Annotated in this window: 29 protein-coding genes; 17 read left to right on the forward strand and 12 right to left on the reverse strand. The window is 59.5% G+C overall.

Annotated elements, in window-relative coordinates:
• The first annotated feature begins 108 nt into the window (after positions 1 to 108).
• The 6 genes from lysS to LG290_RS02160 all read left to right on the forward strand — a co-directional run bounded on the left by lysS (position 109) and on the right by LG290_RS02160 (position 5,300).
• Entirely contained in the window at positions 109 to 1,662 is a 1,554-nt protein-coding gene (lysS, locus tag LG290_RS02135; protein ID WP_499836050.1) for a lysine--tRNA ligase, read from the forward strand.
• An 81-nt stretch (positions 1,663 to 1,743) separates the two neighbouring features.
• Complete coding sequence (locus LG290_RS02140) at positions 1,744 to 2,124, forward strand: hypothetical protein (RefSeq protein ID WP_499836051.1); 381 nt, start codon at positions 1,744 to 1,746, stop codon at positions 2,122 to 2,124.
• Between the two features lie 76 nt (positions 2,125 to 2,200).
• Positions 2,201 to 3,604 (forward strand): MFS transporter, encoded by a 1,404-nt coding sequence (locus tag LG290_RS02145; RefSeq protein WP_499836052.1) that lies wholly within the window; start codon positions 2,201 to 2,203, stop codon positions 3,602 to 3,604.
• Between the two features lie 40 nt (positions 3,605 to 3,644).
• Positions 3,645 to 3,953 (forward strand): BolA family protein, encoded by a 309-nt coding sequence (locus tag LG290_RS02150; RefSeq protein ID WP_499836053.1) that lies wholly within the window; start codon positions 3,645 to 3,647, stop codon positions 3,951 to 3,953.
• Positions 3,950 to 4,852 carry a hypothetical protein gene (locus tag LG290_RS02155; protein ID WP_499836054.1) on the forward strand — a complete coding sequence of 301 codons (903 nt, stop codon included), beginning with the start codon at positions 3,950 to 3,952 and terminating at the stop codon, positions 4,850 to 4,852. The genes LG290_RS02150 and LG290_RS02155 overlap by 4 nt, the downstream gene beginning before the upstream one ends.
• Positions 4,842 to 5,300, forward strand: coding sequence for a GNAT family N-acetyltransferase (locus LG290_RS02160; RefSeq protein ID WP_499836055.1), 459 nt, complete (start codon positions 4,842 to 4,844; stop codon positions 5,298 to 5,300). The genes LG290_RS02155 and LG290_RS02160 overlap by 11 nt, the downstream gene beginning before the upstream one ends.
• An 8-nt stretch (positions 5,301 to 5,308) precedes the next feature.
• Here the strand turns inward: LG290_RS02160 and LG290_RS02165 are convergent, their stop codons facing one another.
• Both LG290_RS02165 and rsmD read right to left on the reverse strand, forming a co-directional pair.
• A complete protein-coding gene (locus LG290_RS02165) occupies positions 5,309 to 5,497 on the reverse strand; it encodes a cell division protein ZapB (RefSeq protein ID WP_114485992.1) in 189 nt (62 codons plus the stop codon).
• A gap of 120 nt (positions 5,498 to 5,617) precedes the next feature.
• Complete coding sequence (rsmD, locus tag LG290_RS02170; protein WP_499836056.1) at positions 5,618 to 6,241, reverse strand: 16S rRNA (guanine(966)-N(2))-methyltransferase RsmD; 624 nt, start codon at positions 6,239 to 6,241, stop codon at positions 5,618 to 5,620.
• 91 nt (positions 6,242 to 6,332) lie between these two features.
• Here rsmD and ftsY point away from each other — a divergent pair, with 91 nt between their 5' ends.
• The 4 genes from ftsY (at position 6,333) to rpoH (ending at position 10,333) form a co-directional block, all read left to right on the forward strand.
• Positions 6,333 to 7,622: a signal recognition particle-docking protein FtsY gene (gene ftsY, locus LG290_RS02175; RefSeq protein WP_499836057.1), complete on the forward strand. Its 1,290-nt coding sequence runs from the start codon at positions 6,333 to 6,335 to the stop codon at positions 7,620 to 7,622.
• A complete protein-coding gene (gene ftsE, locus LG290_RS02180; RefSeq protein ID WP_499836058.1) occupies positions 7,619 to 8,287 on the forward strand; it encodes a cell division ATP-binding protein FtsE in 669 nt (222 codons plus the stop codon). The genes ftsY and ftsE overlap by 4 nt, the downstream gene beginning before the upstream one ends.
• Positions 8,284 to 9,255, forward strand: coding sequence for a permease-like cell division protein FtsX (gene ftsX, locus LG290_RS02185; RefSeq protein ID WP_499836059.1), 972 nt, complete (start codon positions 8,284 to 8,286; stop codon positions 9,253 to 9,255). The genes ftsE and ftsX overlap by 4 nt, the downstream gene beginning before the upstream one ends.
• A gap of 211 nt (positions 9,256 to 9,466) precedes the next feature.
• Entirely contained in the window at positions 9,467 to 10,333 is an 867-nt protein-coding gene (gene rpoH / locus LG290_RS02190) for an RNA polymerase sigma factor RpoH (protein WP_160417563.1), read from the forward strand.
• A 72-nt stretch (positions 10,334 to 10,405) separates the two neighbouring features.
• On the opposite strand, the gene argB is transcribed toward rpoH, so the two are convergent.
• From argB to coaBC, 4 genes are all read right to left on the reverse strand, one after another.
• A complete protein-coding gene (gene argB, locus LG290_RS02195; protein ID WP_499836061.1) occupies positions 10,406 to 11,305 on the reverse strand; it encodes an acetylglutamate kinase in 900 nt (299 codons plus the stop codon).
• Positions 11,306 to 11,331: 26 nt separating this feature from the next.
• Entirely contained in the window at positions 11,332 to 12,726 is a 1,395-nt protein-coding gene (locus LG290_RS02200) for a phosphomannomutase/phosphoglucomutase (RefSeq protein ID WP_499836062.1), read from the reverse strand.
• 82 nt (positions 12,727 to 12,808) lie between these two features.
• The gene (dut, locus tag LG290_RS02205; protein WP_499836063.1) at positions 12,809 to 13,276 is read right to left on the reverse strand and encodes a dUTP diphosphatase; all 468 of its coding nucleotides are present in this window, start codon (positions 13,274 to 13,276) and stop codon (positions 12,809 to 12,811) included.
• On the reverse strand, positions 13,273 to 14,508 hold the full coding sequence (coaBC, locus tag LG290_RS02210; protein ID WP_499836064.1) for a bifunctional phosphopantothenoylcysteine decarboxylase/phosphopantothenate--cysteine ligase CoaBC: 1,236 nt from the start codon (positions 14,506 to 14,508) through the stop codon (positions 13,273 to 13,275). Before coaBC ends, dut begins: the two co-directional genes overlap by 4 nt.
• A gap of 196 nt (positions 14,509 to 14,704) precedes the next feature.
• Here coaBC and radC point away from each other — a divergent pair, with 196 nt between their 5' ends.
• The 6 genes from radC to ald all read left to right on the forward strand — a co-directional run bounded on the left by radC (position 14,705) and on the right by ald (position 19,534).
• Positions 14,705 to 15,379 carry a RadC family protein gene (gene radC, locus LG290_RS02215; protein WP_160417558.1) on the forward strand — a complete coding sequence of 225 codons (675 nt, stop codon included), beginning with the start codon at positions 14,705 to 14,707 and terminating at the stop codon, positions 15,377 to 15,379.
• 228 nt (positions 15,380 to 15,607) lie between these two features.
• Positions 15,608 to 15,844, forward strand: a complete 237-nt coding sequence (rpmB, locus tag LG290_RS02220; protein ID WP_160417557.1) for a 50S ribosomal protein L28 — start codon at positions 15,608 to 15,610, stop codon at positions 15,842 to 15,844.
• A gap of 45 nt (positions 15,845 to 15,889) precedes the next feature.
• The gene (gene rpmG / locus LG290_RS02225) at positions 15,890 to 16,045 is read left to right on the forward strand and encodes a 50S ribosomal protein L33 (RefSeq protein WP_027337782.1); all 156 of its coding nucleotides are present in this window, start codon (positions 15,890 to 15,892) and stop codon (positions 16,043 to 16,045) included.
• Between the two features lie 131 nt (positions 16,046 to 16,176).
• On the forward strand, positions 16,177 to 17,004 hold the full coding sequence (mutM, locus tag LG290_RS02230; protein WP_499836065.1) for a bifunctional DNA-formamidopyrimidine glycosylase/DNA-(apurinic or apyrimidinic site) lyase: 828 nt from the start codon (positions 16,177 to 16,179) through the stop codon (positions 17,002 to 17,004).
• 31 nt (positions 17,005 to 17,035) lie between these two features.
• Positions 17,036 to 18,226 (forward strand): class I SAM-dependent rRNA methyltransferase, encoded by a 1,191-nt coding sequence (locus tag LG290_RS02235; protein WP_499836066.1) that lies wholly within the window; start codon positions 17,036 to 17,038, stop codon positions 18,224 to 18,226.
• A 192-nt stretch (positions 18,227 to 18,418) separates the two neighbouring features.
• The gene (ald, locus tag LG290_RS02240; protein ID WP_499836067.1) at positions 18,419 to 19,534 is read left to right on the forward strand and encodes an alanine dehydrogenase; all 1,116 of its coding nucleotides are present in this window, start codon (positions 18,419 to 18,421) and stop codon (positions 19,532 to 19,534) included.
• 60 nt (positions 19,535 to 19,594) lie between these two features.
• Here the strand turns inward: ald and LG290_RS02245 are convergent, their stop codons facing one another.
• Positions 19,595 to 19,858: a SlyX family protein gene (locus LG290_RS02245; RefSeq protein ID WP_499836068.1), complete on the reverse strand. Its 264-nt coding sequence runs from the start codon at positions 19,856 to 19,858 to the stop codon at positions 19,595 to 19,597.
• 112 nt (positions 19,859 to 19,970) lie between these two features.
• Here LG290_RS02245 and LG290_RS02250 point away from each other — a divergent pair, with 112 nt between their 5' ends.
• Complete coding sequence (locus tag LG290_RS02250; RefSeq protein WP_499836069.1) at positions 19,971 to 20,531, forward strand: cold-shock protein; 561 nt, start codon at positions 19,971 to 19,973, stop codon at positions 20,529 to 20,531.
• 74 nt (positions 20,532 to 20,605) lie between these two features.
• On the opposite strand, the gene LG290_RS02255 is transcribed toward LG290_RS02250, so the two are convergent.
• The 5 genes from LG290_RS02255 to dapC all read right to left on the reverse strand — a co-directional run bounded on the left by LG290_RS02255 (position 20,606) and on the right by dapC (position 24,861).
• Positions 20,606 to 20,995, reverse strand: a complete 390-nt coding sequence (locus tag LG290_RS02255) for a hypothetical protein (RefSeq protein WP_499836070.1) — start codon at positions 20,993 to 20,995, stop codon at positions 20,606 to 20,608.
• Positions 20,992 to 22,167, reverse strand: a complete 1,176-nt coding sequence (gene dapE / locus LG290_RS02260; RefSeq protein ID WP_499836071.1) for a succinyl-diaminopimelate desuccinylase — start codon at positions 22,165 to 22,167, stop codon at positions 20,992 to 20,994. Before dapE ends, LG290_RS02255 begins: the two co-directional genes overlap by 4 nt.
• Positions 22,154 to 23,179 carry a 2,3,4,5-tetrahydropyridine-2,6-dicarboxylate N-succinyltransferase gene (dapD, locus tag LG290_RS02265; protein ID WP_499836072.1) on the reverse strand — a complete coding sequence of 342 codons (1,026 nt, stop codon included), beginning with the start codon at positions 23,177 to 23,179 and terminating at the stop codon, positions 22,154 to 22,156. The genes dapE and dapD overlap by 14 nt, the downstream gene beginning before the upstream one ends.
• 137 nt (positions 23,180 to 23,316) lie before the next feature.
• Positions 23,317 to 23,661, reverse strand: coding sequence for a Spx/MgsR family RNA polymerase-binding regulatory protein (locus tag LG290_RS02270; RefSeq protein WP_499836073.1), 345 nt, complete (start codon positions 23,659 to 23,661; stop codon positions 23,317 to 23,319).
• Positions 23,662 to 24,861 (reverse strand): succinyldiaminopimelate transaminase, encoded by a 1,200-nt coding sequence (dapC, locus tag LG290_RS02275; protein WP_160417547.1) that lies wholly within the window; start codon positions 24,859 to 24,861, stop codon positions 23,662 to 23,664.
• Between the last annotated feature and the right edge of the window lie 51 nt (positions 24,862 to 24,912).

The raw sequence follows: 24,912 nt of genomic DNA on the forward strand, positions 1-24,912 counted from the left end.
TTTTTCTAAACACTCTTAATTTTCCAAGTACTTTTAATTATATAAGCACTTTTGATTATTTAAGTTCTTCCCGAGCCCGGGTATGTAATTTTTCCGATAGGGTATGACATGGCCAATCAGGACGCTTCCTCCAATAGTCCGCAGCATGACGAGAACCATCTGATCGCTGAGCGCCGGGCCAAGCTGACCGCGCGTCGCGAGCGTGCCGCTGCCACCGGTACCAGTGCCTTTCCCAACGATTTTCGCCGCGATAGCCTGACCGTCGAGCTACATGAAGAGTTGGGCGACAAGGACAAGCCCGAGCTTGAAACCCTTGGCCGGAAGGCATCCGTCGCCGGACGTATCATGCGCCAGCGTGGGCCTTTCATCGTGATCCAGGATGTGGCCGGACAGATCCAGCTTTACGTGGACAAGAAAGGCCTACCGGCGGACATGCTGGAAGACATCAAGAGCTGGGACATCGGTGACATTGTTGCCGCGCGCGGGCCGGTGCATAAATCGGGCAAGGGCGATCTTTACGTCATGATGGTCGAGGCCCAGCTTCTGACCAAGAGCCTGCGTCCCTTGCCGGATAAGTTCCATGGCCTGACCGACATGGAGGCGCGCTACCGCCAGCGCTACGTCGATCTGATCATGAACCCCGACTCGCGAAAGGTGTTCGAGACCCGGGCCGGGGTGATCAGCGCCATGCGCCGCTTCTTCGAGGAGCGCGGCTTCATGGAGGTGGAAACTCCCATGCTGCAGCCGATTCCCGGCGGCGCCACCGCGCGCCCCTTCGTTACCCACCACAATGCGTTGGACATCGACATGTACCTGCGCATCGCCCCGGAGCTGTACCTCAAGCGCCTGGTGGTGGGCGGCTTCGAACGGGTCTTCGAGATTAACCGCAACTTCCGCAACGAGGGGCTCTCCACCCGGCACAACCCCGAGTTCACCATGATCGAGTTCTACCAGGCCCATGCGAACCACAATGACCTGATGGACCTCACCGAGGAGATGCTGCGCAGCGTGGCCCTGCAGGTGCTGGGCACCACCACCGTGGTCAATACCGTGCGCAACAGCGAGGGGGAGGTGCTTGAGACCTTCGAATACGATTTCGGCAGCCCGCTGAAGCGCATCACCGTGTTCGACGCCATCCTCGAGTACAATTCCGACATCCACGCCGAGGCGCTGGCCGATGAGGCCGCCGCGCGCCAGATCGCAGAGCGGCTGGACATCGACGTCAAGGACGGCTGGGGACTGGGCAAGATCCAGATCGAGATCTTCGAGAAGACCGTCGAGCACCGCCTGAAGCAGCCGACTTTCATCACCGAATACCCCACCGAAGTGAGCCCGCTGGCGCGGCGCAAGGACAGCAACCCCTTGGTCACCGAGCGCTTCGAGTTCTTCGTCGGCGGGCGTGAGATCGCCAACGGCTTCTCGGAGCTCAACGACGCCGAGGATCAGGCCGAGCGCTTCCGCGAGCAGGTGGCCGAGAAGGAGGCCGGCGACATCGAGGCGATGTACTACGATGCCGACTACGTCCGTGCGCTGGAGTACGGCATGCCACCCACCGCCGGCGAGGGCATTGGCATCGACCGGCTCGTCATGCTGTTCACCGACAGCGCCTCGATACGGGATGTGCTGCTGTTTCCGGCGATGCGTCCCGAAGCGCCGGAATAAACTGGAAAGTCGCGGAATAATTGGTAAGGAGTGCTTCAAACGCCCATAATGGTCGGCGTTTCGACGGCGAGGAGAGTTCCCATGAAACTGCTTAACCGCTCCGCCCTGAGCGTCAGGCCGACCCAGGACTTTGTAGACTGGATCAATGCGCTCGAACCCACCATGGGAGACGACGACCTGACATTGGACGACGTCGAGCGTGAAAGCACGATTTACCTGATTCCCGAGATGGATACGCCGGAAGCGCTGGCCACCTTCGTTCACGAGCGCTACCCGAAAATCCTGGAAAACGAGCTGCGTGCTTGGGAAGAAGACGAAGAACAGTGGCCGGACAGCCTCGATTGGTCGCTGTTTCAGCGCTTTCTTCAAGTGGAACACAGCTATCTGGCCATCGATCTGGATGATGAAACCGCTCTGGAAATTTCCGAAGTGGATGATGCGCTGCTGCTGGATAATGAATAGCATCAGGCGCCGGCTCTCGATGAACCATAAGAAACCGGCTGCGGCCGGTTTCTTGTTTTAGAGACAGCGTATCGGCATGCGATTGTTTGAAACCCGCCCCGGTGATGATGGCCTGCCCGGACATGAACGGGCCTTGGCGGTATTGGCGTTGATCACCGGCACCTTGATGGCGGTGGTCGACACCACCATGATCAACCTGGCGCTGCCTTCCATTGCGCTGGACCTGAATGTTTCCGCCTCTCGAGTGGTGTGGGTGACCAACCTTTTTCAGGTGACGTGCGCCGCTTTTTTGCTGGTGTTTGCCGCGATCAGTGAATTGGTCACGCGGCGTCGCCTGTATCTATTTGGCACTGGGCTGTTCGTGCTGGCCTCCATGGGCAGTGCCTTTTCGACCAGCCTGGAAACACTGCTGGTATTTCGCGCCCTGCAAGGCTTGGGGGCCGCCGCGACCCTCTCTATCGGACCGTCGATCTATCGCTCGATCTTTCCTTCGCGGCTACTGGGCAGCGCCCTGGGCCTGAGTGCCCTGGTGGTGGCCGGAGGCTATGCGGCGGGACCCACCTTGAGCGGAGTGATTCTCTCTTTCGCCGACTGGCCGTGGCTATTTGCCTTGAATGTGCCCCTGGGCGCCTGCGCCCTGTTCTTCGGCTTTCGCGCCTTGCCGCGCGAAACCCCACGCCAGGGAAGTTTTGACTTCCTGGGGGCCATGCTGTCGATCAGCATGTTGGCAAGCTTCTTTCTGGCCATGGACGCCCTGGGACATACCGCACCCCCCTGGCAGAGTGGCGGCTGGGCCATGCTGACGTTAATCGCCGGGGTGGGGTTTGTGGTGCGTCAGAAACGAGCACCTTTCCCCCTGTTGCCGTTAATGGTGTTTCGCGAGCGCCGCTTCACCCTGGCGGTCTCCACCTCGGGCCTGGCCTTCGTCGGTCAGGGGCTGGCCTTCGTTGCGCTGTCGTTTCTGTATCAACAGGAATTGGGTTTTTCACCCCTGCAGACCGCCTGGTTGTTCACGCCCTGGCCACTGGCCATCATGCTGGTCGGGCCGATTGCCGGACGACTGGCGGACCGTATCAACCCTAGCGTGTTGTCGAGTACAGGGCTGGTGCTGTTGATTGTGGGATTTGTCGCCTTGGCGTTGGTGGATGAAACCACCGGTGTCCTGGGAGGTTTATGGCGCATGGCTCTGTGTGGCGTGGGTTTCGGTCTTTTCCAGCCGCCCAACAATCGCGAAATGATGGCCAGCCTGCCGGCGGAGCGCAGTGCCAATGTGTCCGGCGTGATGAGTACCACCCGCACGGTGGGGCAGTCGTTGGGTGTGGCATTGGTGGGGGCGGCGTTGGCGGCAGGTTCACCGGTGCAAACCACTCTCTGGTTGGGCGCCTTCACCACCTTGCTGGCCTTGGGTACAAGCCTTGCCCGAATGCCCCTGGCCAGACGTGCCATGCTGGAACGTCAGGCATCGTCGCGTCCTGACTAAAAGCGTATAATTGAGGTTTTGGTTTTATAGGAGAAGTGTCATGAAGTGGCAGGCACTGATTGAAGAAAAACTCCAGGCACTGACGCCGGAGTATGTTCAGGTTGAAAACGAAAGCCATCGGCATAACGTTCCGGAAAATTCTGAAACGCACTTTAAGGTCACTTTGGTGAGCGAGCGCTTCGAGGGCATGATGCCGGTCAAACGTCATCAACAGCTGTATGCCTTGCTTGCCGATGAACTTTCCGGCCCGGTGCACGCCTTGGCCTTGCACCTCTATACCCCGGTGGAATGGCAGGCGCGTGGCGGCGAGCGCCCGACTTCCCCTGATTGTCGTGGCGGCGGGCAGTGACCGGCGACGTCCAACGTCTGCAATACCTTCAGGCCATGGGGATTACCGCCTGGGCCAGTCGTTACCGCCTGCCCAATGCCCGACCCACTCCCGCCTGTGAGTGGGAGGCGCCCGAGCTCGAGACGCAGCACGCCAGCGCCAAGCTGCATGCTCTGCTCGATGAAGCGCAGCAAACAGCCTCTAGTCGCCAGGAAGAGCAAGCATTTGTCCAGGAGAAGGCGGGTGAGCCCGTAAAACTGGGAGACGTGCGGGCGTTGCTGGGAGATGCCGGCGCACCCACTGGCGAGAAGCCGCCGGTCTTGGAACAAGTGCCCGCCGCTGATAGCGTGAAAGCCGTGCAAGACCCGACCCAGCCGCTGCGCTTTCAGCTGTCGTTGATCTGCCTGGAGGGGCGCTGGCTGAGCCTTCAGTCGGGTGAGATAAGCGCGGAAGAGCAGCGCCTGCTGAGCGCCATGCTGAAGGCGGCGGGGATTCAGCTAGCCACGCCGCTGGTCATCGAAACCTTTTACTGGCCGATGGTGGAAGGACTGCCTGCGGATGACCCCCTGGAAGAAGCCCGTGAGGGCTTGGAGGCTTATATCGCCGGTTGCGCCACGCGCCATGGTTGGTCATTGAACCAGGTGTTGTGGTGGAGTGGGTCGTCATCAGACGATGAAACACACGCCACCTTGGCAGAAGTGCTGGATATCGCTAGCAGCGCCCAGGGGCAGGTGCAAAGCCAGGCGTTAGGTTTACCCGTGTGGCAGGCGCCGAGCCTTTTACAGCTACTTGAAAGTGCCGGGGCCAAGCGAGCCTTGTGGCCTGAGCTGGTCGAACTTGGTACCCGCTGGCGACAGCTGGCAGCCAAAGAGGATGACGCGCGGGAAGAGGCGGCACGGGAAAAGTCGGATGATCATTGAACTCTCGTCCGAACACCTGGAGGCGTTGCTAGCCCTCGAGGCCGTGGCCGGCAGCGGCGCAAGCGCCAATCAGCTGGCCACGGCACTGGCCGACGCTGACTGCCGGCTGATCGGTGTTTGGCAAGGCGCTCAGCTGGGCGGTTACGCCTTGCTGGCGCGTCTGCCGTTCGATGCCGAGCTTCAGGCGCTGGGTGTCTCGCCGCTTCATCGGCGCAAAGGGCTGGGGCAAGGCTTGCTGGAAGAGGTAGCCAGTATCGCGGAGGCGTGGCAAAGCGAGCGGCTGTTGCTTGAAGTCCGGGCCGGCAACACAGCGGCTGTCACGCTCTACCACCGCTGTGGCTTTCAACTTGACGGGCGACGCAAGGGCTACTACTCAAGCCGCTCCGGGCGCGAGGATGCCTTATTGATGTCGCGGGTGCTTTTGCCTATGGCGCCAAATTTACTCTAGCTCGGGGCCTAGCTCTGGTCGTCGATGCTATCGAACTTGCCCAGCAAGGCGCTCAGGCGCTGTTCCCATTCTTCACGTTCCTGCTTGAGCTTGGTGTTTTCATCACGCAGCTCGTCATTTTCCATTTTCATCATTTCCAACGCTTCTACAGCGTTAGTGACTTTTTGCTCAAGCTTATTGAACAGTTCCAGACTCATCGATACCTCCAAAAGGACCAAGGCAAGTGCGTAGCGCTCGCCGAATGATTGACAGCGGCGAGCGTAACGCCGGGGGCGTGGCGCGGCAAGAGGATAAAGGGAACTAAAAGCTGGCCAATGTTACAAAAGGCGCTGATAAAGACGGCCAATGCTTTCTCCCGCTCGGGTTTCGCGGTGCAGTGACCAGCAATTCGGCACTGGCGGTGACAGGCTGGCCTCGGTTTCCACATAAATCATTGCCTGGGGGGTAAGCCAGCCGTTTTCCAGTGCCTGGCAGCAAGGCTCGACCAGCGCTTGATGAAAGGGCGGGTCAAGGAATACCAATGAAAAGGCTGTGCTGGGGGGTGTGGTGAGAAATGCCGACACATCACGGCTGATCACCGAGGCGTTCTCCACTTCAAGCAGCGCCAGGTTATGACTCAATTGCGCAGCCACTTTCGAATCGCGCTCCACCAGACAGGCGCTTGCCGCCCCACGCGATAGCGCTTCAATACCCAGTGCACCGGTGCCGGCGAACAAATCCAGCACTTGTGCGCCTTCCACATGTGCCGCCAACCAGTTGAACAGCGTTTCCCGCACGCGGTCCGGCGTGGGGCGCAGCCCCGGGCTTTCCAGCACCGGTAATTGGCGGCGACGAAATTTTCCGCCGATGATACGCAATTTCCCACTCTTGTCGGGTGCGCTGGCGCGAGGGTCTCGCGACGGACGAGAGGAATTTTTGGAAGGGGAGCGTTTTGGTCTCATGGCGGGGATTGTAGCGGTCTGATTGTCCAAAGTCTCGATGGGCAATGGTAGGATGGAGCAAATGTTCACTCCTTGAAGTGGGATTCCCTAGATGCTCGGTTTTTTCAAGCGCAAGAAGAAGCAGGACGAGGACGCCAAGTCCAAGGAAAACGCTCAGCAAGCAGAGCGTGAAGTAAAACAGCAACGCGACGAAACCGGTGAACAGCCGGAAAAAGCGCCTGCCGAGGAGACGCAGCCCTCTCTTGAGCCCTCGCATGAACCATCGCCACCCGCGAAGGTGGAAGTGCCGCTGCCGGAAAAGGTGCCCGAGCCTGAACCCGAACCCGAAATAAAACCTGCCCCCGCGCCTGAGGCTGAACCGGCCAAACCGGCATTGCAGGAAAAACCGGTAGCGGAAAAGAAGGGTTGGTTTGCACGCATCAAGTCCGGGCTAGGCAAGACCCGCGCCAATTTTACGGAAGGCCTGGCGGGTCTGTTTCTGGGCAAGAAGCAGATTGACGATGAGTTGATGGAGGACCTCGAGACGCAACTGCTGATGGCGGATGTCGGTATCGAGGCGACCAGCGATATCATCGATAGCCTGACTGCGCGTGTCTCACGCAAGGAACTCAACGAGCCCGAGGCGCTTTATCGTGCGCTCCAGGAAGAACTGGAAGCGATGTTGGCACCCGTTGCCGTACCGCTTGAACTTACCAAGCAAGGTCCGGGGCCTTTCGTGATTCTGGTGGTGGGCGTCAATGGGGTGGGCAAGACCACCACCATCGGTAAGCTGACCCAGCGTTTTCAGCGTGAAGGCAAGAGCGTCATGCTGGCGGCCGGGGATACCTTCCGTGCCGCCGCCGTCGAACAGCTCAAGGTGTGGGGCGAGCGCAATAAAGTACCGGTGATCGCTCAGCATACCGGGGCGGATAGCGCCTCGGTGATCTACGATGCCGTGGCTGCCGCCACCTCGCGGGGCGTGGATGTATTGATCGCTGATACTGCTGGCCGGTTGCACAACAAGGGCCATCTGATGGAAGAGTTGAAAAAAGTCCATCGCGTCATGGGCAAGCTGGATCCAAAAGCGCCGCATGAAGTCATGCTGGTGCTGGATGCCGGCACTGGCCAGAACGCGATTTCTCAAGCCAGCACCTTCAATGAAGCGGTGCCGGTCACCGGGATTACCCTGACCAAGCTCGATGGTACCGCCAAGGGCGGGATTATCTTCGCCTTGGCCAAACAGCTCAACATGCCGATTCGCTTTATTGGCGTCGGCGAAGGTCTGGATGATCTGCGGCCATTCGCGGCGCGGGATTTCGTCGAGGCCTTGTTTTCCAAAGACCCGCTCGAGAAAGACTCGCTCGACAAGGATGGCCGGCAGCGAGGCGATACTAACGCATGATTGCGTTCGAACACGTGGGCAAGCGTTACGGCGGGCGTTTCGAAGCCCTGGCCAATATCGACTTTGGTGTGGCGCGCGGTGAAATGGTGTTTTTTACCGGCCATTCGGGGGCCGGTAAAAGCTCGCTGTTGCGCCTGATCATGCGCCTGGAGCAGCCCAGCCGCGGGCGCGTGATGGTGGCGGGACATGATATTGCCCGGCTGCATGCCAGCCAGGTGCCTTTTTATCGGCGCCAGATCGGAGTGGTGTTTCAGGACCACCAGTTGTTGTTCGATCGCAGTGTCTTTCATAACGTGGCACTGCCTCTGGAAATTCAGGGCGTAGAGCCACGCGAGTCGGCACGTCGGGTACGGGCGGCACTGGACAAGGTAGGGCTCTTGCACCGCGAGAAAGCCCTGCCCATCGAGCTTTCCGGCGGTGAACAGCAGCGAATCGGCATTGCTCGCGCAGTGGTCAACAAGCCGGCATTACTGCTTGCCGATGAACCAACCGGTAACTTGGACCCCCAACTTTCCGCCGATATCATGGCCCTGTTTGAGGATTTCAATCGCATCGGCACGACCGTGATGATCGCCAGCCACGACCTGGCATTGATCGCCCGGCTGCGCCATCGCACCCTGCGTCTGCGCGACGGCCGCCTGGTCGCGGATGAGAGAGCCACATGAGCCAAATACTTCCTTCCCAACGCGGAGCCCGTAGTCACAAGACCCGCTTATCCAGTCGTTTGCGTGCCTGGGCGAGACACCATCGCGCTATGCTGGTGGACAGTGCCTGGCGGTTGGTGCGTCATCCACTGGGTAACCTTCTGACAATGCTGGCAATCGCTATCGCCTTGGTGCTGCCCGCGGCCCTGTGGCTGACGCTGGATGGCGCACGGCTGTTGGATGCCGAGCTGGAAGAGAGTGCCACCCTTACCGTTTACCTGGCCCAGGAAGTGGACGAGATGCAGGCAAGTCGCATCGAACAAGCGGTCCAGGCGCAACCCGAGGTAGCCGCTACCCGCTTGATCAGTGCAGAAGAAGGGATGGCTGAATTCCAGCAAGCCTTGGGGCTGGATGATGCCTTGGTGGGGCTTGCCGATAATCCTCTGCCGGCAAGTATCGTCGTGCATCCGGCATCACCCGAGCCGGCGGCGATGCAGCGGCTTTCGCAGGTACTGAGCGAGTTGAACGGCGTGGATGACGTACGCCTGGATCTTGCCTGGATCGAACGATTGCGCCATCTTGCAGAATTGGGGCGGCGCTTGGCGTTGGCGTTGGCGGTGCTGTTCGGGCTGGGCGTGTTGCTGGTGGTGGGCAATACCATCCGTCTGGCGGTGGAGAGCCGGCGCCGGGAAATCGAGGTGGTAATGCTGATCGGCGCCACCCATGCTTTCGTACGGCGTCCTTTTCTGTATAGCGGTGCCTGGTACGGCGTGGGAGGCGGGCTGCTGGCGCTGGGGCTTCTGACGTTGGGCAATCACTGGCTGTCGCTGCCGGTGAGTGCGCTAGCTGCCAGTTACGGCGCTAGCTTCAGCTTGCCTCAGCTTGACTTGGCAGGCTCTACAATTCTGCTATCTTGCAGTACACTGCTTGGCTGGTTGGGCGCTTGGCTTGCGGTAGGGCGACATCTGTCGAGTATCCGGTCGCGTTAGTGCAAGGCATCCGGGTGATGTCCATGTCTGGATTTCAAGTCGTGTTGATTTCAGTAGGAATGCCAGCAGGGCAGCGTTTGTCATCGGTAATCAGAGTCAGCGGTATCGAGTGTCAGAAATAGATAGATGCAGGGTCAGTTTAAGTGATCGCAATGCTTGATTCGTGGTCAAATATATTATGGAACAGGTTTATAGGGAGACAAAACGTCACATGAGTAAAAGTCTTCTACCGATAGGCCAGATTTCTCCGGGGCATGACTTGGGCGGCTACATCCAGGCCGTGAACGGAATTCCGGTGCTTAGCGCTGATGAAGAGCGCGAGCTGGCCTTTCGCTTATACGATGAAAGCGATTTGGAAGCGGCGCGTCGTCTGGTATTGTCGCATCTGCGGTTTGTGGTGCATGTCGCACGCAGCTATTCCGGCTACGGCCTGCCCCAGGCAGACCTGATCCAGGAAGGCAATGTGGGCTTGATGAAAGCCGTCAAGCGTTTCGACCCCAACCAGGGCGTTCGGCTGGTGTCCTTCGCGGTGCACTGGATCAAGGCGGAAATCCACGAATTCGTGCTGCGTAACTGGCGTATCGTCAAGATCGCCACCACCAAGGCTCAGCGTAAACTGTTCTTCAATCTGCGCGGCGCGAAAAAACGCCTGGCATGGCTGAACAACAGTGAAGTCGAGGCCATCGCCAAGGATCTTGACGTCAAGCCGGAAGTGGTGCGCGACATGGAAGGGCGCCTCTCGGCCTATGACGCTGGTTTCGATGCCTCACCCAGCGACGATGAAGACAGCGTTTATCAGTCGCCGGCGCATTATCTGGATGATGCCGCCTCCGATCCGGCTACCAAGATTGAAGACAGCGACTTTGCCGGTGATGCCACGCGCCGCTTGCAGCTGGCGCTGGAGACCTTGGACGAGCGTTCGCAGGATATTCTCCAGCGTCGCTGGTTGAGCGAAGACAAGGCGACCTTGCATGACCTGGCGGATATCTACGGGGTCAGTGCCGAGCGGATTCGTCAGCTGGAAAAAAATGCGATGAAGAAGATTCGTCAAAAGATGGGCGATACCATGGCAGCATAACGGCTTTAGGTTGAAATATACCCGCTTCTTCGGCCTTGGCCGGGGAAGCGGGTTTTTCAGTCTCGCTTGCGGTTAGTCGGCATCGGTGATCAAGGTGCCGACCCCGGCATTGGTGAAGATCTCCAGCAAGACGGCATGAGCCACGCGCCCGTCGATGATATGAGCACTCTTGACCCCGCCTTTGACCGCATCGAGGGCACAGCGAATCTTGGGCAGCATGCCGCCGTGGATGGTGCCGTCGGCAATCAACTCATCCACCTGAGCAGTGGAAAGCCCGGTCAATACTTCTCCTTCAGCGTTCATCAGGCCGGCAACGTTGGTCAACAGCATGAGTTTTTCCGCGCCCAGTGCTTCGGCTACCTTTCCAGCGACCAAATCAGCATTGATGTTGTAGCTGCGGCCTTTCTCGTCCACGCCTATGGGGGCGATCACCGGAATGAAGTCCCGCGCGGCGAGCATTTCGATCAGTTCGGTGGAGATGTGTTCGACCTCGCCGACATGGCCGATATCGATGATCTCGGGGGCGGTCATTTCCGGGCTCTGGTGTTCCACCTGGAGCTGGCGAGCACGGATCTGAGCGCCGTCCTTGCCGGTCAAGCCGATGGCCTTGCCGCCGCTCTGATTGATCAGGTTGACGATACTCTTGTTGACCAGTCCGCCGAGCACCATCTCTACAACGTCCATGGTCTCGGCATCGGTGACGCGCATGCCGTTGACGAAGCGCGACTCGATATTGAGTTTCTTCAGCAACTCTCCGATCTGAGGGCCGCCGCCGTGTACTACCACCGGATTGATGCCGACTTCCTTCATCAGCACGATGTTGCGAGCGAAGGAGTCAATCAGAGTGTCTTCGGTCATGGCATTGCCGCCGTACTTGACCACGACGGTCTTACCGGAGAACTGCTGGATATAGGGAAGGGCTTCGGAAAGCACCTCCACGACGACACGAGGGTCGCGGCTGGTTGGGTTCATCGGGTTTCCCTTGCTACGGTTTTCACTCAGAGAGGTATTTCCAGTTCCGGTGCTGCCTGCTTGAGTGCCTGGGCGAATTGCTCGCGAATGCGTGCCAGGGCGGCATCGTCCTTGCCTTCGAAGCGCAGCACCAGCATGGGCGTGGTGTTGGAGGCGCGGCACAGACCCCAGCCATCCGGGTAATCCACTCGAATACCGTCCAGGGTAGTCTTGACACCTTGGCCGAAGTCGCCTTCGCGAGCAAGTCGAGCTACGATGTCGAATTTGTTCTCGTCGGTGACCTCGATGTTGATTTCCGGGGTGCCCACGTCCTGAGGGAAGCTGTCGAAGAAGGTGTCGGCATCGAGGTCCTGCTTGGCCAGTATTTCGAGTAGCCGCACGGCTGCATAGAGGCCGTCATCGAAGCCATACCAGCGCTCCTTGAAGAAGATATGGCCGCTCATTTCGCCGGCAAGCGCGGCGCCGGTTTCCTTCATGCGAGCCTTGATAAGGGAATGCCCGGTGCGCCACATTTCCGGCTCACCCCCGGCATCGCTGATCACGCGGGTCAGGTTGCCGGTGCATTTGACGTCGAAAATCACCTTGGCGCCCGGGTTGCGCTCGAGCATGTCGGCGGCGAATACCATCAGCAGATGATCCGGATAGATTAACCGGCCCTTGGGGGTGATCACCCCCAGGCGGTCGCCGTCGCCATCGAATGCCAGGCCGATGTCGGCATTGGTGTCGGCAACGCTTTTGATCAGATCCTGGAGGTTTTCCAGCTTGCCGGGGTCGGGGTGGTGATTGGGAAAGTTGCCATCGATCTCGGCGAACAGGGGAACCGTCTCCACACCGAGTTTTTCGATCAACTGCGGGCCGAGTTCCCCGGCAACGCCGTTGCCGCAATCCACCACGGCCTTGAGCGGGCGCGAGACCACCACATCACCCAGGATGCGATCGAGATAGGCTGAACGCAGGTCTTCCTGGCGTATGCTGCCCTGGCCGCTTTCGAGCTGGTTGTCCTGCAGGCGCTGATGAAGGGCGGTAATCGCTTCGCCGGAAAGCGTTTCTCCCTTCAGCACGATCTTGAAACCGTTATAGTCTGGTGGGTTGTGGCTGCCGGTGACCATGACACCGGAGGAGGTGCCCTCGAGAACATGGGTGGCGAAGTAAAGCACCGGGGTGGGCACCATGCCGATATCCACCACATCCCGCCCGGCGGCGTTGAGCCCGCGCATCAAGGCGGCCTGCAGCCGCGGTCCGGAAAGACGGCCGTCACGGGCGACGACGACGGTGGATTCACCACGAGCGGCGGCTTCACTGCCGATGGCGCGGCCGATCAGTTCGACGTTGGCTTCGGTCAGGGTGTCGTCCACGATACCGCGAATATCGTAGGCGCGAAAAATGGAAGCGGGTACCGGGTTTTCGAAGTTGGAATTCATGATCGTCCCTGCAGAATGTGTCAGTGAAAAGGGCTGAGCAAAGCCCTTGGTAACGCTCTTGGCAAAGCTATTGGCAAAGACCTCAGTGAGAGCCGGTGCTACCGAAGCCGCTGCTGCCGCGAAGGCTGTCGGTGAACATGTCCACCAGTTCAAGCTTGGCTTGCACCACGGGCACAAGCACGTACTGCGCCAACCGTTCGAAAGGCTCCAGCGTGAAGGCTTGCGTGCCCCGGTTCCACACCGAAATCATCAGCTCGCCTTGGTAGTCGGAGTCGATCAACCCCACCAGGTTGCCCAGCACGATGCCGTGTTTATGCCCCAGGCCGGAGCGTGGCAGGATCATGCCGGCAAGAGCGGGGTCGGCAATATGAATGGCCAGGCCCGTGCGAACCAGCTCGCACTGCCCCGGAGCAAGCGTCAGCGGGGCATCGAGCATGGCGCGAAGGTCCATGCCTGCCGAGCCTTGGGTCGCGTAATGCGGCAGATACTCACGCATGCGTTCATCAAGCAGTTTGAGTTGCAGGCGTGGCGCTGAAGCCGAGGCAGTCATGGGGTCTCTCCAAAAGCTAGCAGATTCAGGGCGCGCTGGATAATATCGCTGGCGAGTCGTGTCTTGGGTTGCGATGGTAGCGCTTCGCTGGCTTGGCCATCGGCTGTTTTCCACAGCAGCCAGGCGGCGTTGTCATCGCTGCCGAAGACACCCCCCGCCTGGGACACATCATTGGCCACAATCATGTCCAGTCCCTTGCGAGCCAGCTTGTCGCGCGCGTAGTGTTCAACATCCTGAGTTTCTGCAGCAAAGCCGACTACCAGTGGGCGTGAGGCGGTGGGCAGGGCGGCGATATCCGCGATGATGTCAGGATTTTTCACCAGGATGAGCGTCAAGCTGTCTTCGTTCTGGCGTTTTTTTATCTTGTGCTCGGCGGGCATTTCAACGCGAAAATCCACCACTGCGGCGCAGCCGATGAAGATATCCGCACCCTGAGCGAGCCGCTGGGCGGCAGAATGCATTTGGGCGGCGCTGTCCACATCGATGCGCTCCACCCCGGCAGGCGTGGGCAGGTTGACCGGCCCGCTGATCAGGCTGACCCGGGCGCCGGTTCTGGCGGCTGCGCCAGCCAGAGCATAGCCCATCTTCCCGGAGCTGTGATTGGATAAGTAGCGCACCGGGTCCAGGGCTTCACGGGTGGGACCGGCGGTGATCACGATGTGACGCGAACGACTCGATTGGGTAGGGCGAAAGATATTGAACACGGCCTCGGCCACGGCTTCCGGCTCGCTCATGCGCCCGGGGCCGGTATCGCCGCAGGCCTGGTCCCCTGCATCGGGGCCAACCCATTGCCAGCCATCGCGGGAAAGCTGCTCAAGGTTGCGCTGGGTCGCCGGGTGGCGCCACATGGCCTGGTTCATTGCCGGGGCCATCAGCCTTGGGGCTTCACTGGCCAGGCACAGGGTGGTGAGCAAGTCATCCGCCATGCCATGGGCCAGGCGGGCCATCAAGTCGGCGGTGCCCGGAGCGATCAAGATCAAGTCGGCCCAGCGGGCGAGTTCGATATGGCCCATGCCGGCCTCGGCGTTGGGATCGAGCAGTGAGGTGCGCACCGGCTCGCCGGAAAGGGCTTGCAGCGTCAAGGGGGTAATAAATGCCTGGGCACCGTCGGTCATGACCACGCGCACCTCCATACCCGCCTGCTTGAGCAGGCGAATGATCAGCGCGCTTTTGTAAGCGGCAATGCCGGCGCTCACGCCGAGCAGGATGCGCTTTCCAGCAAAGGGGAGCATGTGGGGTTCCCGCATCGTTAATTGAGGGATTTTACCATACCACCACAGCCATGCCTTGCGTAGGCAGTGCGCGGATTATCCTGAGTGTTATCTCACTAAAACAACTGGGTATACTGGTGGGACTAAAAATAATGAAGGGCGGTGTCACGAGGCCCGCCTGGCAAGCCAGGGACAATCAGGCAGGGAGGCGGATAGAATGGGAATCAATCATTGGCCGGAAGGTGAGCGGCCCCGGGAAAAATTGCTCAACCTGGGCGCTCAGGCATTATCCGATGCCGAGCTTTTGGCAATCTTTCTTCGGGTGGGCGTGCAGGGGCGCTCGGCGGTGGATCTGGCACGTGACTTGCTGAGTGCCTTTGGCGGTCTACGCCAATTTCTCGAGGCCGACCAAGTGCGTTTTTGTGAAGCGCACGGCCTGGGTAACGCCAAATATGCCCAGCTGCAGGCGACACTCGAACTTTCCCGGCGCCATCTGGCCAGTCAGTTGGCACGGGGCAATGCACTGACGTCACCGGCCTTGGTCAAGCACTACCTGAGCTCTCAGATGCGCCATCTCGGTCATGAGGAGTTTGCCGTGTTGTTTCTGGATACGCAGCACAGAATTATCCGTTACGAATCGCTGTTTCGTGGCACCCTGGACAGCGCCTCGGTGTACCCGAGGGAGGTCGCCAAGCGTGCGCTGGAGCTAGGCGCGGGGGCAGTCATCCTGGCGCACAATCATCCTTCCGGTATCGCCGAGCCGAGCGATGCCGACCGGCGCATCACCGAGAGGCTCAAGGAAGCCTTGGCGTTGTTCGAGGTGCGGGTGCTGGATCACTTTGTGGTCGGCGACGGCGAGGTGGTTTCGTTCGCCGAGCGCGGCTGGGTCTAAAAAATTGAATATGAAGAATAAAGCTGTTTCAGGCCTTTTTCAAAGGTATTTAGCGGCTTTGCTTGCCCGGCGGGAGTCTCTCTGGTATAAAGTTCCCCCTTTGAACTTGGGTCGAATCACGGACAGGGCTGAGTCGCGCGGTAACGGATGTTACGAGGTTATCCGGCGCGCCCTTTTCCGGTTTGCCCGACAGGTTTTGAACTACTCGCCAAGCGGTTGGAGGCTCTCATGTCCAAAGTATGTCAGGTTACCGGCAAACGTCCGGTGACTGGAAATAACGTTTCTCACTCCCAGCGTAAGACGCGTCGTCGCTTCTTGCCTAACCTGCACAGCCACCGTTTCTGGGTGGAAGCCGAAAATCGCTTCGTCAAGTTGCGCGTCTCCAGCAAGGGCATGCGCATCATTGACAAGAGAGGTATCGACACGGTTCTGGCTGATATCCGCAAGCGCGGCGAAACCATTTAAGCTTGAGCTACGGCTGCAAGCAGACGTTTTTGGGAGATTAAAACCATGCGCGACAAGATCAAGCTGGTGTCCAGTGCCGGTACCGGCCACTTCTACACCACTGATAAGAACAAGCGCAACACGCCGGATAAGTTCGAATTCAAGAAATACGACCCGGTAGTGCGTAAGCATGTCATGTACAAGGAAGCTAAAATCAAGTAAGCATTTGCTTGTTGATTGCGCTTTCACCGCAGGCGAGTGCCTGTTGAAGAACCCGGCTAGCCGCCGGGTTCTTGCATGTCCGCTGTATGTAAAATCGCTGTATGCAGAAACTGTCATTATAGGCCGCTATCATGCCTGAGCTGCCCGAAGTCGAAACCACGCGTCGCGGTATCGCACCTTACCTGGAAGGTGCCGAAATTACCGAGGTTCGGGTGCGTCAGTCACGCTTGCGCGTGCCGGTGCCTTCGGACCTTGTTGAACGTCTGATCGGTGCACGCATCGAGCCACTTTCCCGCCGGGCAAAATACCTGCTGATGCCCCTGGATTCGCCTGAAGAAAGCGCCACCTTGCTGTGGCACCTGGGAATGTCCGGTAGCTTGCGTATTTCCCGGGTGGGAGAGCTTCCACGCAAGCACGACCATGTGGATCTGGTGCTGGCTAATGGCTGGATGCTGCGCTATCACGACCCGCGCCGGTTTGGTTTCGTCGATTGGCTGCAGGGCGACGAGCATAGCGACAAGCGATTGGTTCACCTGGGTCCCGAACCGCTTTCCGAGGCCTTCAACGGTAAGCGGCTGTACGAGATGTCGCGCGGCCGTCGAATAGCGGTGAAGCCCTTCCTGATGGATAACCGGGTGGTGGTCGGGGTGGGCAATATCTATGCCTCCGAGGCATTGTTCATGGCGGGTATTGACCCACGCCGAGCCGCCGGGCAGATTTCGCAAGAGCGCTATGAACGGCTCGCCGAAGCCGCTCGCGAAGTTTTGGTCGCGGCGATCACTCAGGGCGGCACCACCTTGCGTGATTTTGTCAGTGGCCGGGGTGAGCCGGGCTATTTCGCTCAGCGGCTGAATGTCTATGGTCGCCATGGCCAGCCATGCCCCCGCTGTGAATATGAACTTATCAGGGTGACGCTAGGCCAACGTGCCAGTGTGTTTTGCCCCGGCTGCCAGCATTGATCTGTCGGCCCAATTGATTGTGGAGACTGTTGTGACCCAACGCTTGCGCCTGAACAAGAACGCCGACCGCCGCCTCAAGGCCGGTCATCTATGGATCTACTCCAATGAAGTGGATATCCAGGAAACTCCGCTGAAAAACTTTGCCGCCGGTGAGCCGGCGCTGGTCGAAGCGTCCAACGGCAGGCCGATGGGGGTCGCTTACGTCAACCCTCACTCGCTGATCAGTGCACGCCTGATGTCGCGCGACCCGGCCATGCGCCTGGATCGCTCGCTTTTCGTGCATCGTTTCAACCAAGCGTTGGGGCTGCGTCAACGGTTGTTCGCCGAGCCGTTCTATCGCTTGATTCACGGCGAAGGCGATTTGCTCCCGGGCTTGATCATTGACCGTTTCGGCGATGTGGTGGTTGTGCAGCTGAATACCGCCGGCATGCAGGCCCTGGCTGACGAAATTGTCGATGCGCTGGAAAAAGTCCTTGACCCTGAGGTGATCGTGTTCCGCAACGATACCGGGGGTCGCCGTCAGGAAGGGCTGGAGGCCAAGGTTGAAGTGGTCAAGGGCACCCTTCCGGATGAAGTGTTACTGGTGGAAAACGGGGTGCGTTTTGCCATCCCGATTCTGGGCGGTCAGAAAACCGGCTGGTTCTATGACCACCGTGCCAACCGTGCCTGGCTCAACAGCCTGGTAGCCGGTAAGCGTGTGCTGGATGTGTTCAGTTACGTGGGTGGCTGGGGCGTTCAGGCAGCCGTCAATGGCGCCTCTGAAGTGCTATGTGTCGATGCCTCGAGCAGTGCCCTGGAACAGGTGGCTTATAATGCTGCGCTCAACGGGGTAAGCGAGCAGGTGTCGGTCAGCGAAGGCGATGCCTTCGAGGTGCTGGCGGCACTCAAGGCCGAGGGTGAGGAATTCGACGTGGTGATCCTGGATCCGCCGGCATTCATCCGCAAGCGCAAGGATATTCCTAACGGCGAGCGTGCGTATTCCCGTCTTAACCGTGAAGCCATTCGCCTGCTGGGGCGCGATGGGTTGCTGGTCAGCGCCTCGTGCTCCATGCACCTGGCGCCCGAGCGTCTGATGGAGGTGGTGCGTGGCGCCGTGCGCCATCAGGACCGCCATGGTCAGGTGATCTTCCAAGGGCATCAGGGTCCTGATCACCCGGTACATCCCGCCATCCCGGAAACGTCTTACCTCAAGGCATTGGGCGTACGGATATTCCGCGACTGAATCACTTGAATGTGGAATGACGCTAGTTTTTTATTGTGTCGTTCCACATTTCAGTAGATTTTTCTTCTGAAAAGCGCCTTAAACGGCGTTTTTCTTGTTTTACTCTCAAGGGGATGGGTGAGCGGACGAGCTATGCTGTAATAGGGGTGGAATGTCATCCCCAACAGCATTGCATGCATCAGGAGAGTCTTCATGAAAGTCGCCGTGCCCAAGGAAATCAAGAACCATGAATATCGCGTCGCCCTGACGCCCACCGGTGTTCGTGAGCTGACCGGACGTGGTCATCAGGTAAGTGTTCAGGCTGCCGCCGGTGAAGGTGCGGGTTTCACCGATGCCGACTATCAGGCTGCCGGCGCACATGTAGAAGCGGATGTGGACGCTTTATGGCAAGGTGCCGAGCTGATACTCAAGGTCAAGGAGCCGCAGGCGGAAGAAGTGGCGCGACTGAATTCCGGACAGACGCTTTTCACTTACCTGCACTTGGCTGCGGAAGAAAAACTGACGCTTGGGCTTCTGGAGAGCGGCGCTACCTGTATCGCCTATGAAACCGTCACCGATTCCCGTGGTGGTTTACCGCTGCTGGCGCCGATGAGTACCGTGGCCGGGCGCATGGCTGTGCAGGCAGGGGCGCATAGCCTGGAAAAGGCGCAAGGCGGTGCCGGCGTATTGTTACCCGGGGTGCCGGGCGTCTCGCCGGGCAAGGTGACCGTGATCGGTGGCGGTGTGGTCGGGGAAAATGCGGCACGCATGGCGCTGGGGCTGGGGGCGGACGTCACCATTCTGGATAAATCTCTTGCACGCCTGGAAGTTCTGGATGACCGCTATCAGGGACGCATCAAGACCGTCTATTCGACTGCCGATGCGCTGGATGAGGCGGTGCGCGACTCGGATATGATCGTCGGGGCAGTGTTGATCCCCGGTGCCGCTGCGCCCAAGCTGATCACTCGCAAAATGCTTGCTGACATGCAGCCCGGAAGCGTACTAGTGGATGTGGCTATCGACCAGGGCGGCTGTTTTGAAACCAGCAAGCCCACCACCCACGCCGACCCCACCTATACCGTCGATGGTATCGTGCATTATTGCGTCGCCAATATGCCTGGGGCGGTGGCGCGCACCTCCACCCTGGGGTTGACCAATGCCACGCTACCCTTCGTGATCGCCCTGGCCGACAAGGGCTGGCAGAAGGCCCTGGCCGATGATGCGCATTTCCTTCCAGGGCTGAACGTGCATGATGGTCGAGTGACTTATCAGGCGGTCGCCGATGCCTTCGGCCTGGAGTACACCGATCCAGCCTCGCTGGTCGGCTAAGCACAAATCTTCAAACCGTTATTGGCGGCTCACGTTATTTACGACTCACGTATTTAGGGCTCAATAGTGCGGCGGCACCTCATCCTGCGAATTGAACCCCTCGGGATTGGGTGCCGCTGTCGTATCCGCGTCTTGCAAGGCCTGATGCTGCTCGCGCAGGCGCTCGCTCATCATGCTGCTAAGCTGTTCCAGGCGTGCCAGACGCCTCTCTTGTTGAGCGGTGGCTTGATCGAGGGTGTCCAGCCAATGCTCCTGGTAGGCGATACGGCTTTCCAGGGCTTCAAGACGATTGTCAAGCTCGGCGGGCGAGAAGTGTTCGCTCATGATAACATCGCAACCTTGTGTATATTATGCCCGGTTCTGTTGGGCGTGGGCCTGATAGACTGGGTATTGTCCTTTGTCTGTTATTGCTACAACAAGAGAGCTTTTATTAATCATGAATCTAAAAGTTGTGTTTCGCTGCATATTAATCAGCCTGCTTCTCGCCGCTCCGGCACCGCTACTGCTTGCCGGATTTGCCCACTTGGCCGACCCATTGCTTACCAAACAAGTGTTTGCCGAGTTTCTGGTCAGTGGTGTGGCGAGTATCTATTTTGCCATGGCTTTGGGTAGCTTCGCTATTTTACTTGTGGGTGCTTTAGCTGCTGCCGCCTTGGCGCCGTTGCCTGCGGCCTTGCCCACCCAAAGAAGAGTCGGGCAAGCGGACGCTCCCGAACCTGCCCAGCAGAGGCAAGAAACACTGGCTGATGAAGAGGACGATGATGAAGTCGATATCATCGATTACAACGATGGCCGAGAAGAAGGAGAGGTCAAATGGTTCAATACCAACAAGGGCTACGGTTTCATCACGCGGGATAACGGCGATGATGTATTTGTGCACTTCCGTGCGATTCGTGGACGCGGAAACCGGATGCTGACCGAAGGTCAGATTGTGCGTTATCAGGTGATTCATAATGAACGCGGCCTTCAAGCGGACGATGTCAGTATTATCGAGTGAATTTTTGCTGACAGTGCCATCTTGATCGAAGTAGTTGCAAACGGCTCCGCTTAGCGGGGCCGTTTGCTTTTGGCTTAACGGCCTGAGTCAGGCCACTCGATCGGTCCTTCGCGGCCGTCAGGCAGTACCTGCCAGAAACGATCCGGATCGTCACCCGGGTGCCAGCCGCCCAACGAGCAGCGCACTTCCACCGCCAGTTGCTCGGCGGCCTGCTGGGCGCAGTCCTGATCGGTGATCCAGGGCGTCTCGCCGCTATCGAACCACAGGCTGGCAAAACCTTCGGCGGCTTTTTCCACCAGCAAGACGGGAATGCGCCGGCCTTGGTAGGTCCCGTGAGTCTTCCACTGGCCTCTGCCTGCAGGGCTCAGTGGCGGGGCATCGATTGTCTGCTCCAGCCAGCGATTCAGCGCCGTTAATGATGCTTGGGCGAGGTAGATCTCGATATCCGGATAACGTTGCATCATGGCGTCACGCTGGCTGATGGGATGAATAGATGGCGCAGGGTCGCTTCGTATACCCGGCTCAAGTCATCCAGGTCGCTCGCGAGAACGCGTTCGTTGACCTTGTGGATGGTAGCGTTGAGAGGGCCGATTTCCACCACCTGGGCGCCCAGAGTGGCAATGAAACGGCCATCGGAGGTGCCGCCACTGGTGGAAAGTATCGGTCGTCGGCCGAGGGCTTCTTCCACCCCGCCGAGAACGGCATCCACCAACTCGCCCTCGGCGGTCAGGAAGGGCTCACCATTGAGTGTCCAGTCGATGTGATAGCTGAGCCCGAAACGATCCAGGATCGCCTCGGTGCGTTCACGCAGTTGGGTATGGGTCACTTCCGTGGAAAAACGTAAGTTGAAAACAACCTCCACTTCACCGGGAATTACATTGGTGGCACCGGTGCCCGAACGGAAATTGGAGATCTGGAAGCTGGTGGCGGGGAAGAAATCATTGCCCGCGTCCCAGTGCTCGGTGACTAGGGCGTCGAGTGCCGGCATGGCCTGATGAATGGGGTTGCGTGCCAGATGCGGATAGGCCACATGACCCTGCACCCCGGTCAAGTGGAGAACGCCGCCTAAGGAGCCGCGTCGACCGTTCTTGATCACATCCCCCAGCACCGCCGTCGAGGAAGGTTCCCCCACGATGCAGTAATCCAGGCGTTCGTGGGTTTCGCGCAGGTGCTCGACCACCGCCCGGGTACCGTCCATCGCGGGGCCTTCTTCATCCGAGGTGATCAGAAAGGCAATCCGGCCGTCATGATCCGGGTGTTCGGCAACAAAGCGTTCCACGGCGGTGAGCATGGCGGCCAGGCTGCCTTTCATGTCCGCCGCGCCGCGTCCGCAGAGCATGCCCTGGTCGTCGATGCAGGGAATGAAAGGGGGGAATTCCCAATTGGTGTGCGGCCCGCTGGGCACCACATCGGTATGCCCGGCAAAGGCCAGAACCGGGCCGTGATGGCCGCGTACCGCCCAGAAGTTATCCACGTCACCAAACGGTAGATGTTCCACGTGAAAGCCGATCCGCTCCAGGCGTTCGATCATCAGCGCCTGGCAGCCTTCGTCATCGGGGGTGACCGAAGGTCGGCGCATCAGGTCGAACGCCAGCGCCAGCGTCGGTGACAGGCCTTGAGGTTCAGTTATGGGCATGCAGTGCCTCGTTGAGCGCCACGGCACTTTTGTTGGTCAAGCATTCGATGCGGCCATTCTGGGAGTTGCGACGCAGCAGCAGGTCCGGTTGTCCGGCCAGAGTGCGTGCGGCAACGGTCTCGACCTCTTGGCCCTGGTCGTCGAGCAGCGTGACCTTGGCGCCGGCGGTAATGTAAAGCCCGGCTTCCACGGTGCAACGATCGCCCAACGGAATCCCGATGCCGGCGTTGGCGCCGATCAAGCAGCCTTCACCTACGGAAATAATCATATTGCCGCCGCCGGAAAGCGTGCCCATGGTGGAGCAGCCGCCGCCCAGATCCGAGCCTTTACCCACCATGACGCCTGCCGAAATGCGGCCTTCGATCATGCCCGGTCCTTCAGCACCGGCATTGAAGTTGACGAACCCTTCGTGCATCACCGTGGTGCCTTCGCCTAGGTAAGCGCCCAGGCGTACCCGGCTGGTATCGCCGATACGGATGCCGGTGGGTACCACGTAGTCGGTCATCTTGGGGAACTTGTCGACGCAGTCCACCGAAAGCGAGCGCCCGGCGAGACGCGCCTTGAGGCGACGCATGGGCAGCTCTTCGATGTCGATGGGGCCTTCGTTGGACCAGGCGATGTTGCGCAGCAAGCCGAACATGCCGGTCAGGTCAAGATCGTGAGGCTTGACCAGACGATGCGAGAGCAGGTGCAGCTTGAGGTAGACCTCCGGCGCACTCTGCGGCGGCAAGTCGGTATCGAGGAACATGGCCACCAAGGGGCGCTGGCTATGTGCCAGGGCTTCGGCAAGTTCGGCCTGTATGCCGTGGCCGGCGGCTTCCAGCGCCTTTGCCAGGGCGGTGCAATGTTCCGGCAAGAAGCTCACGGAAGCATTGCCTTCCGGCGCGTCGAGCACCTGCCTGGCCGCAGCGACCAGGCTGGCGTCGGGGTTGAGCAAGGGAGTGGGGTAGTAAATTTCCAGCCAGTCGCCCTGAGTGTTCTGGGTGCCGATTCCAAGCGCAAAGCTCAGCATGAGGTGATGTCCTTGTTCAAGATGTGGTCGGAGCCTAAAGGTTGGCTTCAAACTCGCAATGGGTAGTGAAAAAAATGGTCAGTGAAGAAAAAGGTAGCGTGAATAACGTGACTATCCCGAGGGATGAAAACCGATATTCAGCCCTTTAGATCGTCATAGTCACCCTCGCGATACCCCACGCGAATTTCGTCAGCGTTTTCCAGCAAAGGGCGCTTGAGCAGCGTGGGGTATCGCATGATCAGTTGGCGGGCGGCGTTGGAGTCAAGCCTGTCCTTGTCCGCCTGAGGCAGGTCGCGCCAAGTCTTGCTGCGCTTGTTAAGCACGTTCACCAGGGGCACACGGTGCAGGATATGTTCGAGTAACGCCGCGGAAAGGCCATCTTCACGCAGATCATGGGTCTTGAACGGGATGCCTCGGCTATCCAGTGCCTTGAGCGCTTTGCGGCAGGTGTCGCAGTTCTTGATCATGTAGAGCGTCAGCATTTAAAGCTTTCCTTCCAGCAGATCACGAATACGTTGGGCGGCCTGTACCGTCGGTTCCAGTTCGGCCACCAGTGCCAGTCGCAGGCGCCCCTCGCCGGGATTGATGCCTGTCACGCCAGCCCGGCCCATGTAAGACCCCGGCAGTACGCTGACATGGGCCCGCTCGAATAGACGCCGGGTGAAGGCTTCGTCGTCACCGTCGGGTACCGCGGGCCAGAGATAGAAACCCGCCACGGGAGTGGGGAAATCCAGTACTGGCGAAAGGATGCTAGTGACGGCAGCAAACTTTTCCCGGTAAGCGTCACGGTTGGCGCGCACATGAATTTCGTCCTGCCAGGCGCTGATGGAGGCACGCTGCAAGGGCAGCGACATGGCGCAACCATGGTAGGTGCGGTAACGCTTGAATGGCGTAATGAGAGCGGCATCCCCCGCAACGAACCCCGAGCGCAGCCCCGGCAGGTTGGAGCGCTTGGACAGGGAATGAAACACCAGGCAGCGCTGGTACTCGTGGCGACCAAGCTCGGCACAGGCCTGGAGCAGGCCGGGGGGTGGCGCCGCTTCATCCAGGTAAAGCTCCGAATAGCACTCGTCCGAGGCGATGATGAAGTTGTACTCGTCGGCAAGCTCGATCAGTTTCTTGAAATCTTCCAGCGGTGTGACCGCCCCGGTGGGGTTGCCCGGCGAACAGAGAAATACCATCTGTACCTCGCGCCAGGTATCCGCGGAAATTGCGCTGAAGTCCGGGCGAAAGTGGTTGCGCTCGGTGCAGTCGAGGTATAGCGGCTCGCCGCCGGCAAGCAGGGTGGCGCCTTCATATATCTGATAGAAGGGATTGGGCATGGCCACCTTTGCCGGTCGGGTGCGGTCGAGTGCCGCCTGGATGAAGGCAAAGATCCCCTCCCGGGTGCCATTGACCGGCAGCACCTGGCGTTCGCTGTCCAGGCCGGCCAGCGCAAAGCGACGCACGGTCCAGTCGGCAATCGCTTGGCGCAGCTCGGGCAGCCCAGCGGTGGCCGGGTAGCGGCCCATTTCGTGCTGATAGGCGACGAGTGTCTGAAGCGCCCCGCTGAAAGGGGCATGCTGAGGCTCGCCGATGGTCAGGGGAATGTGCGGCAGTCCCGGCGGCGGGCTCAAGCCTGCCTTCAGCGCCGCCAACTTTTCAAACGGATACGGATGCAAGGCGTCGAGATCTGGGTTCATGGGGCTTACCGGCTGTTGAGTAATAGGTGGCGAACAGGCCGTCGATTATAG

The sequence above is a fragment of the Halomonas sediminis genome (assembly GCF_044871105.1).
Classification (GTDB): domain Bacteria; phylum Pseudomonadota; class Gammaproteobacteria; order Pseudomonadales; family Halomonadaceae; genus Vreelandella; species Vreelandella zhuhanensis.